This is a genomic window from Bifidobacterium sp. JNUCC 75 (genome assembly GCF_054819865.1).
In genome coordinates this window covers 2203149-2216308 of record NZ_JBTHIF010000001.1, presented here as the reverse complement: position 1 = coordinate 2216308, position 13160 = coordinate 2203149, and the positions used below count along the sequence as shown (strand labels likewise).

General features: G+C 61.2%; 11 protein-coding genes. 10 read left to right on the top strand and 1 reads right to left on the bottom strand.

What is annotated here, in order from left to right:
- Positions 1-59 precede the first annotated feature (59 nt).
- The 8 genes from ACVWNW_RS08875 (at position 60) to ACVWNW_RS08840 (ending at position 8573) form a co-directional block, all read left to right on the top strand.
- Complete coding sequence (locus ACVWNW_RS08875; RefSeq protein ID WP_144177090.1) at positions 60-683, top strand: preprotein translocase subunit YajC; 624 nt, start codon at positions 60-62, stop codon at positions 681-683.
- Between the two features lie 108 nt (positions 684-791).
- Positions 792-1376 carry an adenine phosphoribosyltransferase gene (locus ACVWNW_RS08870; protein ID WP_144177088.1) on the top strand — a complete coding sequence of 195 codons (585 nt, stop codon included), beginning with the start codon at positions 792-794 and terminating at the stop codon, positions 1374-1376.
- A gap of 22 nt (positions 1377-1398) precedes the next feature.
- On the top strand, positions 1399-2613 hold the full coding sequence (gene sucC / locus ACVWNW_RS08865) for an ADP-forming succinate--CoA ligase subunit beta (protein ID WP_144177086.1): 1215 nt from the start codon (positions 1399-1401) through the stop codon (positions 2611-2613).
- The gene (gene sucD, locus ACVWNW_RS08860) at positions 2610-3533 is read left to right on the top strand and encodes a succinate--CoA ligase subunit alpha (protein WP_144177084.1); all 924 of its coding nucleotides are present in this window, start codon (positions 2610-2612) and stop codon (positions 3531-3533) included. Before sucC ends, sucD begins: the two co-directional genes overlap by 4 nt.
- Positions 3530-4906, top strand: coding sequence for a cell division protein PerM (locus ACVWNW_RS08855; protein WP_454482293.1), 1377 nt, complete (start codon positions 3530-3532; stop codon positions 4904-4906). The genes sucD and ACVWNW_RS08855 overlap by 4 nt, the downstream gene beginning before the upstream one ends.
- 52 nt (positions 4907-4958) lie before the next feature.
- Positions 4959-6560, top strand: a complete 1602-nt coding sequence (gene purH, locus ACVWNW_RS08850; protein ID WP_454482291.1) for a bifunctional phosphoribosylaminoimidazolecarboxamide formyltransferase/IMP cyclohydrolase — start codon at positions 4959-4961, stop codon at positions 6558-6560.
- Between the two features lie 131 nt (positions 6561-6691).
- The gene (locus ACVWNW_RS08845; RefSeq protein WP_454482289.1) at positions 6692-8065 is read left to right on the top strand and encodes an NAD-dependent succinate-semialdehyde dehydrogenase; all 1374 of its coding nucleotides are present in this window, start codon (positions 6692-6694) and stop codon (positions 8063-8065) included.
- A 160-nt stretch (positions 8066-8225) separates the two neighbouring features.
- Positions 8226-8573: a hypothetical protein gene (locus ACVWNW_RS08840; RefSeq protein WP_046323764.1), complete on the top strand. Its 348-nt coding sequence runs from the start codon at positions 8226-8228 to the stop codon at positions 8571-8573.
- 30 nt (positions 8574-8603) lie between these two features.
- Here the strand turns inward: ACVWNW_RS08840 and ACVWNW_RS08835 are convergent, their stop codons facing one another.
- Positions 8604-9872, bottom strand: a complete 1269-nt coding sequence (locus ACVWNW_RS08835) for an MIP/aquaporin family protein (protein ID WP_454482287.1) — start codon at positions 9870-9872, stop codon at positions 8604-8606.
- 170 nt (positions 9873-10042) lie between these two features.
- Between ACVWNW_RS08835 and ACVWNW_RS08830 the strand changes: the two genes are divergently transcribed.
- Positions 10043-10816, top strand: a complete 774-nt coding sequence (locus tag ACVWNW_RS08830) for a pseudouridine synthase (protein WP_144177075.1) — start codon at positions 10043-10045, stop codon at positions 10814-10816.
- Positions 10813-12921, top strand: coding sequence for a bifunctional cytidylate kinase/GTPase Der (gene der / locus ACVWNW_RS08825; RefSeq protein WP_454482285.1), 2109 nt, complete (start codon positions 10813-10815; stop codon positions 12919-12921). Before ACVWNW_RS08830 ends, der begins: the two co-directional genes overlap by 4 nt.
- Positions 12922-13160: the final 239 nt, after the last annotated feature.

Sequence of the window (13160 nt, the reverse complement as noted above, 5' to 3'; positions counted from 1 at the left end):
TCTTCGCAGCAATGCATATCGCCGTTTGATACCCGCCGAAACAAGGAGTGGAAACAACCATGGGATCCATGATTTTCATGATCGTCATCATCGCCCTGATGATCGCCATGATGTGGGGAAGCTCCCGCAAGAGCAAGCAGCAGCAGGCCGCCGTCCAGGACTTCCGTCAGTCCCTGCAGCCCGGTGACGAGGTAGCCACCACCACCGGTCTTCTGGGCAAGGTCGTCTCAGTCGACCTGGAAAAGGAGCAGGTAGTCATCGACTCCGAAGGTTCGCAGTCCCGCTGGCGCATCCAGGCCATCACCAGGCCACCAATCGTCCCCGCTTACGTTCACGACGACGAGGTTGACGAAAACGGCAACCCCCTGCCTGAGCAGGTTGAAGGCCACTCCGAGGATGCGGATGCCCCAGTCGAGGTCACCGCCGCTGAAGACGATGACAATGCAGATGATGAAGAAACCTTAGCCGACGATACTGCCACACAGAACTTTGCTGCCTCAGAGGGTACGGATAAGGCCGAAGCCAAGCCGGGTACCGAGCCGGAGCCGAAGAACGAATCAGACACGGCAGAGACTGCGGAAAAGTCCGACGACGCTGATGAACCGGATGCGTCCAAGGATCCTGACGCCTCTAAGGACTCCAAGGCTTCCAAGGCTTCAGATTCGACTTCCGGCAAGTCCTGAACATCATACGCGCGCCACACCTTCAGTCAGGCTGACTCTGAACGGAAACCCGGTGCGCGTATGATGGCCCCGGCAACCACTCCCAAGGAGCAAGACAGAAAGAAGATCATGGCTCAATCGGACGATATCAAGGTTGGAAAACTTAAGCAGGTGGGCGATGACGACGCCGCTTATCTGATCTCATTGATCCGTACCATTCCGGACTTTCCCAAGAAAGGGATCCTTTTCAGGGACTTCATCCCTGCCATGTCGGACCCCAGAGGATTGGCCATCGTCCTCGACGCCATGAAGCGCACCCTGCCTGTCAAGCCAGAGGACTTCGACCTGGTAGCCGGGCTTGAGGCCCGCGGCTTTCTGATCGGCCCTCAGCTGGCCTGCGACCTTGGCAAGGGCTTCCTGCCTATGCGCAAGGCCGGCAAGCTGCCCGAACCCACATATAGCCAGGAATACTCACTTGAATACGGCAACGCCCGCATCGAAATCGAGCAGGGCTGCCTCCAACCAGGCCAGCGAGTCCTGATAGTGGACGACCTGATCGCCACAGGCGGTTCCGCCCAGGCAGCTGCACGTCTGGTGGAGCAGGCTGGAGGCCAGGTGGCCGGTTTCAGCTTCGTTATGGAACTCAATGGTCTGAACGGCCGCAAGGCCCTGGGTGCCTACCCGGTCACCTGCCTGATGAACATGCCCGCCTGAGCACGATTGGGGGACCATCACCATGGATTTGTATGAATATCAGGCCAGGCAGCTGCTCGCTGAGCATGGCATCTCCCAGCCAAGGGCTGTCTATGCCTCAACGGCAGAAGAGGCCGGCCAGGCAGCCGACGTCATCGGCTACCCCTGCATGATCAAAGGCCAAGCCACCATCGGGCACAGGGGACAGGCAGGCGCCGTCAAGCGAGCAGAGAACCACGGGCAGGCTGTGTCTCTGGCCGAGGCCATCCTGCCCATGAACATTGACGGCCATCCGGTCAGCGGAATCCTGGTTACCGAAGCCCGCAATATCCTGCACGAGTATTACCTGTCCATCTCAGTGGACCGCACCTCCCGGGACTACGATGTCCTGGCCACGGCCAGCGGTGGCACCGAGGTGGAGACCATCGCCCGCGAGCACCCCGAATCAGTCCGGCGCCTGCACATCGGCCCTCTGGAGGATTTCGACAGGCAGGCCGCCCGCACCATGGCCGAGCGCATCGGCTTCTACCACGCAGATCTGGAGCAAGCCACACAGATACTTTTAGGCATGTGGCACACCTTCCAGGACAGCGACGCGACCCTGGTCGAGATCAACCCCTTGGCCAAGGTGGGCGACCCGGATGACGAGGCCACCAAGCATCTGGACGCCCTCGATGCCAAGATCTCCCTAGACGGGAACGCAGCCTTCCGACACGACGGTTGGAAACGCTTCACGGACCCTGCACAGGTGGATCCCTTGGAAGCCAAGGCCAAGGCCGCAGGCCTGCACTATGTCCATCTTGACGGCCAGGTGGGTGTCATCGGCAACGGTGCAGGACTGGTCATGAGCTCCTTGGATGCGGTCGCCGGGTCAGGACGCCGACAGGGTGTTCCTATTGGACCGGCTAACTTCTTGGACATCGGTGGCGGTGCCTCTCCAGAGGTCATGCGCACCAGCCTGGATGTGATCCTCTCCGACCCCCAGGTTCGTTCGGTCATGGTCAACGTTTATGGAGGTATCACCTCTTGCCAGCAGGTAGCCCAGGGCATCCTGGCAGCCGTGGATGCTGCAGGCAAGCAAGACCAATACGGCGACCAGCCCATTGTGGTCCGCTTCGACGGCAATGAGGCTGCAGAGGGACTGGACCTGCTGGCCAAGGCCCAGCAACCTCGGCTCAAGGTGGCCCGCACCATGGAGGAGGCGGCAGACCAGGCCGTGGCCCTGGCCGCTCAGGCAGGAAAGGAGACGGGACGATGACCCTCTTCATCGAGGACGGCGCCCCCGTTATGGTCCAGGGCATGACCGGTCACCAGGGCATGGTTCACACGGCCCGCATGATGGCGGCCGGCACCAATATCTTGGCCGGAGTCAATGCCCGTAAGGCCGGAATGACGGTGGATTTCGACGGTCCGAATGGTCAGGCCCGTCATGTGCCCGTATACGCCGATTGTGCAACAGCGTGCAAGGCGACCGGAGCACGTACCTCGGTGGTATTCGTCCCGCCCAGATTCGCCAAGGATGCCATGGTCGAGGCCATCGAGGCCGGCATCACCCTAATCGTGGTAATCACCGAGGGCATTCCTGTGGCCGATACCGCATACTGCGTGGCCCTGGCCAGGGAACGCGGCTGCCGCATCGTCGGTCCCAACTGCCCAGGACTGATGACCATGTCTGGCCGGCCCAACGGCGTCGGCGTAGACCTGGGCATCATCCCGCAGGGCATCGCCGGTCGAGGCCCGCTTGGCCTGGTCTCCAAGTCCGGTACCCTGACCTATCAGCTCATGGGGGAGTTGTCCTCTATAGGCTTCACCGCCTGCCTGGGCATTGGCGGCGACCCCATCGTGGGAACCACCATGCTAGAGGCTCTGCAAGCCTTCAACAAAGATCCTGAGACCAAGGCCTGTGTCATGATCGGCGAAATCGGCGGCTCGGCCGAACAGGAGGCAGCCCATTGGGCCTCCACCCACATGACCAAGCCCATCGTGGCTTACATCGCCGGCTTTACCGCCCCGGAGGGCAGGCAGATGGGCCACGCCGGAGCCATCATCTCGGGCGGCAAGGGCACAGCCGCTGACAAGAAGAAAGTGCTAGAGTCCGTCGGCATCAAGGTGGGCACCACACCCGGCGAGACTGCCCAGCTTGCCCGCGATCTGCTACGGGAGCATGCCATCATATGACCGACAGGGTAAAAGTATGGCTCCGGGGGGCCCTAGAGGCCTTCCTAGCCATACTTATCTACACCGTCGCCCTCGGTGCATGCATGGCCCTGCTCCTGCTCATCATTTCCATCGAGGAGGGCGGGCCATCCCTGTCAATGGCCACCGTGGCCCTGACAGAAACGATCACTCTGCTCACCCAGGGCTGCGGGTTCACAGCCGGAGCCCTGACCCTAACCATCATCCCCCTGCTGCTGACTGGCCTGCTGATATGGATAATCCGTACTCTGGTCGGCCGCATGGGCATGTCTGTAGGTGGCTGCATTGCCGGCTTGGTAGTCTGGTTGCTGTGCAGCCTCATCCTCATGCAGGGTAGCCAGACCATTCAGGTCGACACCACCACGGTTATTCTTCTGCGCACCAGCCTAGTCTTTCTGCTGGGTTACGGCTGGGCCTGGGTTCGCTCTGAACCTTTCCGTCAGGCTTTTGCCAAACTCATCAAAGAAACCCTGCCAGTCCAGGTCCGCATGACCATCAGGCTTGGACTTACGGCCGGCGCGATACTCTTGGCAGTCATGCTGGTTGCCGGTATGATCACCGTGGTTGTCTGGATCGCCCTCTATCACGGAGATGTGGGCCGCCTGTTTAAACTGACGCGTATGGGCACTGCCTCGGCTGTGATGACCAGTCTGGCATCCCTGGTCTGGCTGCCCAACCTGATCATCTGGGCTGTCTCCTGGCTCTTCGGAAACGGTTTCAACATCGGCAGGCTGGCCACCTTCACCCTTTGGTCGGGCCACGCCTCCAGTCTGCCCTCGCTGCCCCTCTTTGGACTTTTCCCAGAGCCCGTTTCCCGGCAGGAGGTTCGTCTGATCCTGCTCAACCTGCCTCTGCTGGCGGGAGTTGTTGCCGGCATTCTATTGCTGACCGGTCCCTGGGGAGTCAGAATTCATGCCGCCGTGCGTCAAGCAGGGTTAAAATCCCGAGATACCGCAGTCTGCTTCCTTATCGCAACCCTGGCAATGGCCCTGACCTGGCTGGTCAACCTGCTCGGTCTTGCCCTGCTTTTCCAACTCTCCAACGGGGCTCTGGGCCGCCAGCGACTGGCCGGGGTGGGCGTGCCCATTGCCTCCTCGCTACGCATGATCGGAACCTCCCTGGGGGTTGGCCTGCTGGGAGTATGGCTGCTGCCCCTCATCCTCGCCGCCCTAGTCATCATCAAGGACGCCCTGCTCGACTATCTGCGCCAGGCAGACCACAGAAAAACTTCCGCCAAGGCGGGAAACAAGGAAAAACAAAACCAATCACGCGGTCAGGAGGGAAAGGAGCCCAAAGCAACCGACCGAGCAGACACACCACGACAGATCTCGTCCACCCGCAGACCAGGCAAATAGATCCGAGGGTGGCAGGGCGCCTCGGCATTCAAGCATAGGAGTAGGAGTTTCCATGGTCACCACGAATCGAACCATCAACCGAGCACTGGTCTCGGTCTACCACAAGCAGGGACTTGAGGCCCTGGCATCGGCCTTCCGCCAGGCAGGCACCGAGGTCATCTCCACCGGCAGCACCGCAAAGAAGCTGCAGGATCTGGGTGTCCATGTCACCCCGGTGGAAAAGGTCACCGGCTTTCCTGAAAGCTTTGACGGCCGGGTCAAAACCCTGGATCCGCACATCCACGCCGGTCTGCTGGCCGACATGACCAACCCCGACCATGTCCAGCAGCTCAAAGACTTGGGCATCGCCCCCTTCGACCTGGTAGTGGTCAACCTCTACCCCTTCGAGCAGACCGTCCTTGATGGTGCAAATGCTGACCAGTGCTTGGAGCGCATCGACATCGGAGGCCCTGCCATGATCCGGGCCGCAGCCAAGAACCATGCCAGCGTAGCTGTGATCACCGACGCGGACGACTATGCTCTAGCCGCCGAGCGCATTGCTTCAGGCACCGGTTTCAGCCTGGCCGAACGCGCACGCTTGGCTGCAAAAGCCTTCGCCCTGACCGCCTCCTATGATGCGGCCATCGCCGAGTGGACAGCACACACATGGGTTGACGACAATCAGGACAAGGTAGAGGATCAGAAACCAGCCCAGACGTTGACTCACACCTGGCGTCTAGCCAGCCAGCTGCGCTACGGGGAGAACCCTCACCAGAAGGCCGCCCTCTACCTGGACCCGTTGGACCGGGACGGCTTCGCTGCGGCAGAGCACCTGGGCGGGGCCAAGGAAATGAGCTACAACAATTATGTAGATGCGGATTCCGCCTGGCGCTCGGTCTGGGACTTCCCCGACCTGCCCGCAGTGGCCGTAATCAAGCACTCCAACCCCTGCGGTCTTGCCGTGGGTGAGGACATCGCCCAGGCCCACCGCCGGGCCCACGCCTGCGACCCCATGAGCGCCTATGGCGGGGTCATCGCCGCCAACCGCACAGTCACCCTGGCCATGGCCCAGCAGATCAAGCCGGTCTTCACCGAGGTGATTGTGGCACCAGGCTATGAGCCCGAGGCCCTTGACCTGCTGCGGACTAAGAAGAACCTGCGCATCCTGTCTGTACAACGTCGCCCGCGTCAGCGCCCGGTCATCCGTCCCATCGACGGGGGAGCACTAGTCCAGACGCCCGACCTGATTGACACCCCTGGCGACAATCCCTCCACCTGGCGTCTGGTCTCCGGCAACCCCGCCGACCAGGCGACCATGGATGATTTGACCTTCGCCTGGCGCGCCATCCGCTCCGTAAAGTCCAACGCCGTGCTCCTGGCCAACCAAGGAGCCACTGTGGGTATCGGCATGGGCCAGGTCAACAGGGTGGACTCCAGCCACCTAGCAGTCGAGCGGGCCAATACTCTGGATGAAGGCCGTAACCGGGCCAAGGGCTCAGTGGCCGCTTCCGATGCCTTCTTCCCCTTCGCCGATGGTCTGGAGTACCTGATCCAGGCCGGCATCAGGGCCGTGGTACAGCCGGGAGGGTCCATCCGTGATCCCGAGGTGATCAAGGCCGCCCAGGATGCCGATCTGACCATGTATCTGACCGGAACCCGCCACTTCTTCCACTGATAAAACCGGACCCCGCGGTCAAATGTCGCCCTACGACAAAATCCTTGACCGCGGGGTCCAATACGGTGCTATGCTGAATGAACTGAGCAGCGATGATGCTGACTAGGTACTCATAATTCAAAGGAGATATTGTGACCTATCAGACAGTCAATCCTTTTAACAATCAACTGGTCAAGACCTATCCAGATGCCACCGACGAGGACCTGGAGAATGCCCTGGCCCGCGGCCATGACCTCTACAAGACCTGGCGCAAGCAAGAAGGCCCCGGAGACCGTCCCACACAACTGCGTCAGGTCGCCAAACTCTTCCGCCAGAACGAGGACACCCTGGCTGCCAACCTGACCCTGGACATGGGCAAGCTGGTGGGTGAGGCCCGCGCCGAGGTGGAGTTGTGCGCAGACATCGCCGACTACTTCGCCGACCACGCCGAGGAGCTGCTGGCTCCCGTCCCCCTGGACAACCCCGCTGGCAAGGCCTACTACGTCAAGCAGGCCACCGGCATCGTGTTCATGGTCGAGCCTTGGAACTTCCCCTACTACCAGATCATGCGCGTGTTCGCCCCAAACTTCATTCTGGGCAACCCCATGATCCTCAAGCACGCCTCCAACGTGCCCGGCTCGGCTGTGGCCTTCGAGCAGACCGTAAGAGAAGCAGGAGCCCCCGAGGGGAGCCTGACCAACCTCTTCGTCAACTATAAGCAGGTGGACCATGCCATCGCCGATCCCCGCGTCTCAGGCGTGGCCCTGACGGGGTCGGAGCGCGGTGGTGCCTCCGTGGCCAAGTCGGCTGGAGCCAACCTGAAGAAGTCCTCCATGGAGCTGGGCGGCAACGACGTCTTCATCGTCCTGGATGACGCTGACTGGGATCTGCTCAAGAAGGTAGCCCCAAGTGCCAGGCTGATGAACGCCGGCCAGGTCTGCACTTCCTCCAAGCGCTTCATCGTCACGGAGAAGCACTACGATGACTTTGTCTCGCTCATCGTCGATGCTTTCTCGCATGCGGTTCTGGGCGATCCCAGCAACCCCGAAACCACGCTGGCACCCATGTGTATGGTCTCCGCCCGCGACAACCTGGCAAAGCAGGTCGAAAGCGCCGTGGCCGGTGGAGCCAAGGTCGCCTACGGCAACAAGCCCTACGATTCGCCGGGGGCCTTCTTCACCCCGACGGTTCTGACGGACATCGACCGCAACAACCCTGTATACAACCAGGAGATGTTCGGCCCTGTGGCATCCATTTACAAGGTGGCCAACGAGGATGAGGCCATTGAACTGGCCAATGACTCCAGCTACGGCCTGGGCGGTGTGGTCTTCTCCTCGGATACTGACCATGCGGATGCTCTGGCACGTCGCATCGAGACCGGCATGACCTTCATCAACGGCGGATGGGTTACCATGCCTGAGCTGCCCTTCGGCGGCATCAAGAACTCTGGCTACGGCCGCGAGCTCTACAGCCTGGGCTTCGACACCTTCGCCAACGAGCATCTGATTTTCCAGCACAAGAACTGATTCGACTGCTCCGGCTTCTTGTTGAAACAGCGACCGTGTCGTCATCGTCCAAGAGCGATGGCGGCACGGTCGCTTTGCGTCAGCGGCGCTGGTAGGCTCGAACCGGCAGATCAAGTGCAGCAACAAATGGAGGTCGTCGCGAATGCGCAAACTGGGGAGCATGGCAGACGCAGATAAGGCCGAGAACCCGGATCTCAAGCCCCCGCAGCCGTCCAAGTCATCTGGTCGAGGCCATCCCTTCGTCTCGGAGGCTCAGGAGGGTCGTCCTATCTGTGAGGGCATCATCTTTCTGGTGGTGCTGATTGCCGCGCTCGTGGCCTTCCTCGGATACACCTGGGCCGCAACTGGACTAGTGTCCGTCGCGGCCCTGGTTTGTGGCGCTCTGCGTCTGACTCTCAAGGATCGCAGCCCTTGGAAGGTTCGATCAGTACCCTTCGATGCCTTCATCAGCATCGCCCTGGGCATCGGCCTTCTGGTCACCTACTTCAGCATTCAGCTGTTGCTGTGACCCCTTTCAGGCTTTTCGGTCCTCGGTGGTTCAGTTTTCAGTGGGCTTGTTTTTGGATGCCTTGTCACCGTCTTCTGTTTTAGATGCAGTGCGAAGGGGCTCTACCTGAAGATCGGGAATGGTTCCTGCATCGGCAGGGGCAACATCATCCTGGCCACCCTCAGCATTCTTGCCTGAATTGGCATCTTGGCCAGCATCGACATCGGAGAGAGCCGATACATCAACAGTCTGAGCCGTGGTGTCTGCAGGAGCGTTTTGAATCGGTGCAGGAGATGCCTGGGTCGATTGATCCTGAGCCTGGACACCCGAGGCAGTAAAGGCATCAACCTGTGCTTCAGCGCCCGCCTGAGTCTGGACACCGGTCGCGGCAAAGGCTTCAGGTTGTGTTTGTGCTTGAGCATCTGCACCTGCCTGTGCAACTGGCTGGGCATCAGTAGCGGTGCCCATGGCGCGCAAGGCCATATTGTCGGTGACGATGTTGGTCATGATGATGACCAACGCCACCAGAGAGGCAGCCAGCAGGGGGCAGATCCAGAAGAGCCAGAGTTGCGAAATCGGGCTGACGGCCATGTGCTTGGACTGGGCGAAGATGGCGATGCCAGTGGAGCGAGCCGGGTTCAGTCCCGAGCAGGTGATGGGGTAGGTGACCAGCACGCCGACACCATAGGCCAGCCCGGTATAGAGGGCATGGTTGCGACGTGCGCGGCCGTCAGAGCGCAGGGTGGTGATGGCCGCAGCCACCACGATTATGCATCCGATCAGCTCAGCCACGATGGCCATGGGCGCCCCGAAGGCGATGTGTTGCTGGCCCAGGGTGGCTGCAGCAGGCGAACCACCGGAAAAACCGTTGACAGAGAACATGAGCCAGGTCCTGTCCGGCACGGACTTGCTGACCGGAATAAGGGCGACGGCGATCGCACCGGCGCCAATAGCACCGATCACCTGGGCGACGATGTAGATCAGTCCGTCCACCATGCTGATCTGTGAGGTGAACATGGCGGCCACGGTCACGGCGGGATTGAAGTGTCCACCGGAGACGCCGCCCAGCATGGCCGTCACGGCCAGGTAGGTCAGAGCGGTTCCCAGGACCGGCAGCACCACGCTTGGCTGGCCCATGACCAGCTGGCCGAAGCTGTAGGACAGGTAGATGACCGCGCAGATCAAGAAGGTGCCCACCAGCTCTGCGGCCGCACGAATCCAACGAACATCACGAGGTCTGATCCGCCTGCGGACGGGCTTTGCGGCAACCTGCCCGTCGGCCTGTTCGAGAACCGGTTCAGCACTTGCTTCCATAGTCATGTTCCCCACCTTGCAATCCCTTCGACAACAATGAACAACAACAGTTTCTAGCTTAGGGCAAGCCAACAACACTTCCCTAGGCTCCGATATAGTATGATATGACCTTTCGGCGGCTACGGTCGCTCAGAACGGTATCCGTTACATATCCATCAGGCCACGTTGGGAGAACGATGCCACATCCATACACACAGGCGATCAGAGCGCACGAACAGCGGGAGGAGGGCATCCGCCTCCAGAAGGTGCTGGCCCAGGCCGGATTCGGCTCTCGTCGCAAATGCGAACAGATCATCACCCAGGGCAGGGTCGAGGTCGACGGCGAGCTGGTCACCACCTTGGGCAGCCGGGTTGACCCCTCCCACCAGCAGATCCGCGTGGATGGATCCCGCATCCATCTGAACGACAAGCACGTCACCCTGGCCCTGAACAAGCCTCGCAAGGTCCTTTCGACCATGGACGACCCCAAGGGCCGGTTCACCTTGCGCGACATCATCGGGGACCGCTACGAGCGGGTCTTCCACATGGGCAGGCTGGACTATGACTCCGAGGGCCTGATCCTCATGACCGACGACGGGGAGCTGGCTCAGCACGTCATGCACCCGCGTTACGAGGTGGAGAAGACCTATATCGCTACACTCAGCGGCCATATTGGCGGCAATGTCTGCCGACGGCTGGTCACCCAGGGTGTAGAGCTGGACGACGGCCTGATTCGTTTGGACCATTGCGCCATCATCGACCACAACCGAGAGCACACCATCGTCAAGGTGGTCCTGCACTCGGGCAAAAACCGGATAGTTCGGCGCATCTTCGGCGCCATCGGCTACCCGGTGACCCGGCTGGTGCGCACCCAGATCGGCCCCATCCGGCTGGGCGAGATCCGCCCGGGCTCCTACCGAGTGCTCTCCGCTACCGAGATCAAGGCCCTGGATAAGGAGGTCGGACTGTGATCACCGTCGCCATCGATGGCCCGGCAGGCGTAGGCAAGTCCTCCACCTCGCGGGCTCTGGCCAAGCATTTCGGTCTAGCCTACCTGGACACGGGCGCCATGTACCGGGCGGTCACCCTCTGGTGCATGGACCGAGGGCTGGACCTGGACGCGGATCAACCCGACCAGGAGGCGATCACTGAAGCCGTTGCCGATTCCATCACAGGCGGCCACCTGGTCATGGGACTGGACCCCGAACATCCCAGAGTCAGCCTGGACGACCGTGACGTGGATGAAGCGATACGCTCCACCGAGGTATCCGAACACGTCTCCATGGTCTCTTCGATTCCAGCTGTGCGACATGTCCTCATCGCCGCTCAGCGAGCCATTATGGCCGACCAGGAGCGGGGTGTGGTGGCCGAAGGACGGGACATCACCACGGTGGTGGCTCCGGATGCCCAGGTCCGTGTGCTGCTGACAGCCCGTGAGGAGGTCCGCCAGGCCCGCCGCAGCGGCCAAGCCCAGTCCGGGTCAGCCGGTGCCGAGGATCTGGCTGCCCGGGATGCCCGGGATTCCAAAGTCACTTCCTTCATGAGCGCCGCTGACGGGGTGACCACCGTGGACAACTCCGATCTGACCTTCGAGCAGACCCTGCAGGTCCTGATCGATCTGGTCTCCTCGGCCATGGAGGAGGACTCCTACGACGAGTACGCCCGGAACCTGGACGACTATGAGCTGGACGAAGAGGACCGCGCCCTGCTGGAGGGCGGCTCCCAGGACCAGGATGACCAGGACCATGGTCCCAAGGCCGTAGGCGTTCTGGCCGTGGTGGGAAGGCCCAACGTGGGCAAGTCCACCCTGGTCAACAGGATTCTCGGACGCCGTGCCGCTGTGGTCGAGGACACCCCTGGCGTTACCAGGGACCGGGTCAGCTACGAGGCCGAGTGGGCAGGCACCCAATTCAAGCTGGTAGATACTGGCGGCTGGGAGAGCGATGTGGAGGGCATCGAATCCGCCATCGCATCCCAAGCGCAGGTAGCCGTATCACTGGCTGATGCCGTCATTCTGGTCGTGGATGGCCAGGTGGGGCTGACCGCCAGCGACGAACGGATCGTCACCATGCTGCGAGCCGCGGGCAAGCCGGTCGTCCTGGCCGTCAACAAGCTGGATGATCGGATGGCCGACTACACCGCTTCCGAATTCTGGAAGCTTGGGCTGGGTGAACCCTATGCCATCTCCGCCATGCACGGCCGGGGGATAGGCGACCTGCTGGATGCGGCGCTGGAACAGCTCAGCAAGACCGAGAAGACCTCGGGATTCCTCACCCCGGAGGGTCTGCGCCGGGTGGCCCTGGTCGGACGACCCAACGTGGGCAAGTCCTCCTTACTCAACCAGCTGGCTCACGAGGAGCGGGCCGTCGTTCACGATGTGGCGGGCACCACCCGCGATCCGGTCGACGAGGTGGTACAGGTGGACGGCGAGGACTGGCTTTTCATCGACACCGCCGGCATCAAGCGCCGCCTGCACAAGATTTCGGGTGCCGAGTACTACTCCAGCCTGCGCACGCAGGCGGCCATCGAACGCTCGGAACTGGCACTGATCCTCTTCGATGCCTCCCAACCCATAGCCGACCAGGACTTGAAGGTCATGAGCCAGGCCGTGGATGCTGGTCGGGCCATCGTCCTGGTCTTTAACAAGTGGGATCTGCTGGACGACTTCGGTCGGCAGCGTCTTGAGCGGCTCTGGCAGACCGAGTTCGACCGGGTCACCTGGGCCGAGCGGGTCAACCTGTCTGCGAAGACCGGCTGGCACACCAACCGGCTGGCCAGGGCCATGCGGACCGCTCTGGAATCGTGGGACAAGCGCATACCGACCGGCAAGCTCAACTCCTTCCTAGGCAAGGTTCAGGCTGCACACCCGCATCCGCTGCGGGGCGGCAAGCAGCCAAGGATTCTCTTCGCCACCCAGGCCTCCACCAGGCCACCGCGTTTCGTGATCTTCGCCACCGGCTTTCTGGAGCACGGCTACCGCCGCTATCTGGAACGCTGCCTGCGCGAGGAGTTCGGCTTCGAGGGCACTCCCATCCAGATCTCCGTGCATATCCGCGAGAAAAAGAAGCGCAAATAAAGATGGTAGAAGGTCCCTAGCCCGGCTCTTAAGTCAGCCCAGGGACCTTTCCATACCCCTGCAGATTGGGCGCAGCACATCGATCATCTCACTCCAATAGCCTCGCAATGCAAACTTGGCTGACAGTATTTGTGTCTGTCTCCCAGTTCGGGTTTTATTGATTAACCTTTGGGTTACTTAAACAAAAACTCTTGACTATTACTACTAATATTAATTCGGAGTCTGCACATTAAGTAAGG

Excerpts from the sequence above, each read along its gene's own strand:
- ACVWNW_RS08875 (WP_144177090.1), top strand. The coding sequence starts at position 60 with ATGGGATCCATGATTTTCATGATCGTCATCATCGCCCTGATGATCGCC.
- ACVWNW_RS08870 (WP_144177088.1), top strand. The coding sequence starts at position 792 with ATGGCTCAATCGGACGATATCAAGGTTGGAAAACTTAAGCAGGTGGGC.
- sucC (WP_144177086.1), top strand. The coding sequence starts at position 1,399 with ATGGATTTGTATGAATATCAGGCCAGGCAGCTGCTCGCTGAGCATGGC.
- sucD (WP_144177084.1), top strand. The coding sequence starts at position 2,610 with ATGACCCTCTTCATCGAGGACGGCGCCCCCGTTATGGTCCAGGGCATG.
- ACVWNW_RS08855 (WP_454482293.1), top strand. The coding sequence starts at position 3,530 with ATGACCGACAGGGTAAAAGTATGGCTCCGGGGGGCCCTAGAGGCCTTC.
- purH (WP_454482291.1), top strand. The coding sequence starts at position 4,959 with ATGGTCACCACGAATCGAACCATCAACCGAGCACTGGTCTCGGTCTAC.
- ACVWNW_RS08840 (WP_046323764.1), top strand. The coding sequence starts at position 8,226 with ATGGCAGACGCAGATAAGGCCGAGAACCCGGATCTCAAGCCCCCGCAG.
- ACVWNW_RS08835 (WP_454482287.1), bottom strand. The coding sequence starts at position 9,872 with ATGACTATGGAAGCAAGTGCTGAACCGGTTCTCGAACAGGCCGACGGG.
- ACVWNW_RS08830 (WP_144177075.1), top strand. The coding sequence starts at position 10,043 with ATGCCACATCCATACACACAGGCGATCAGAGCGCACGAACAGCGGGAG.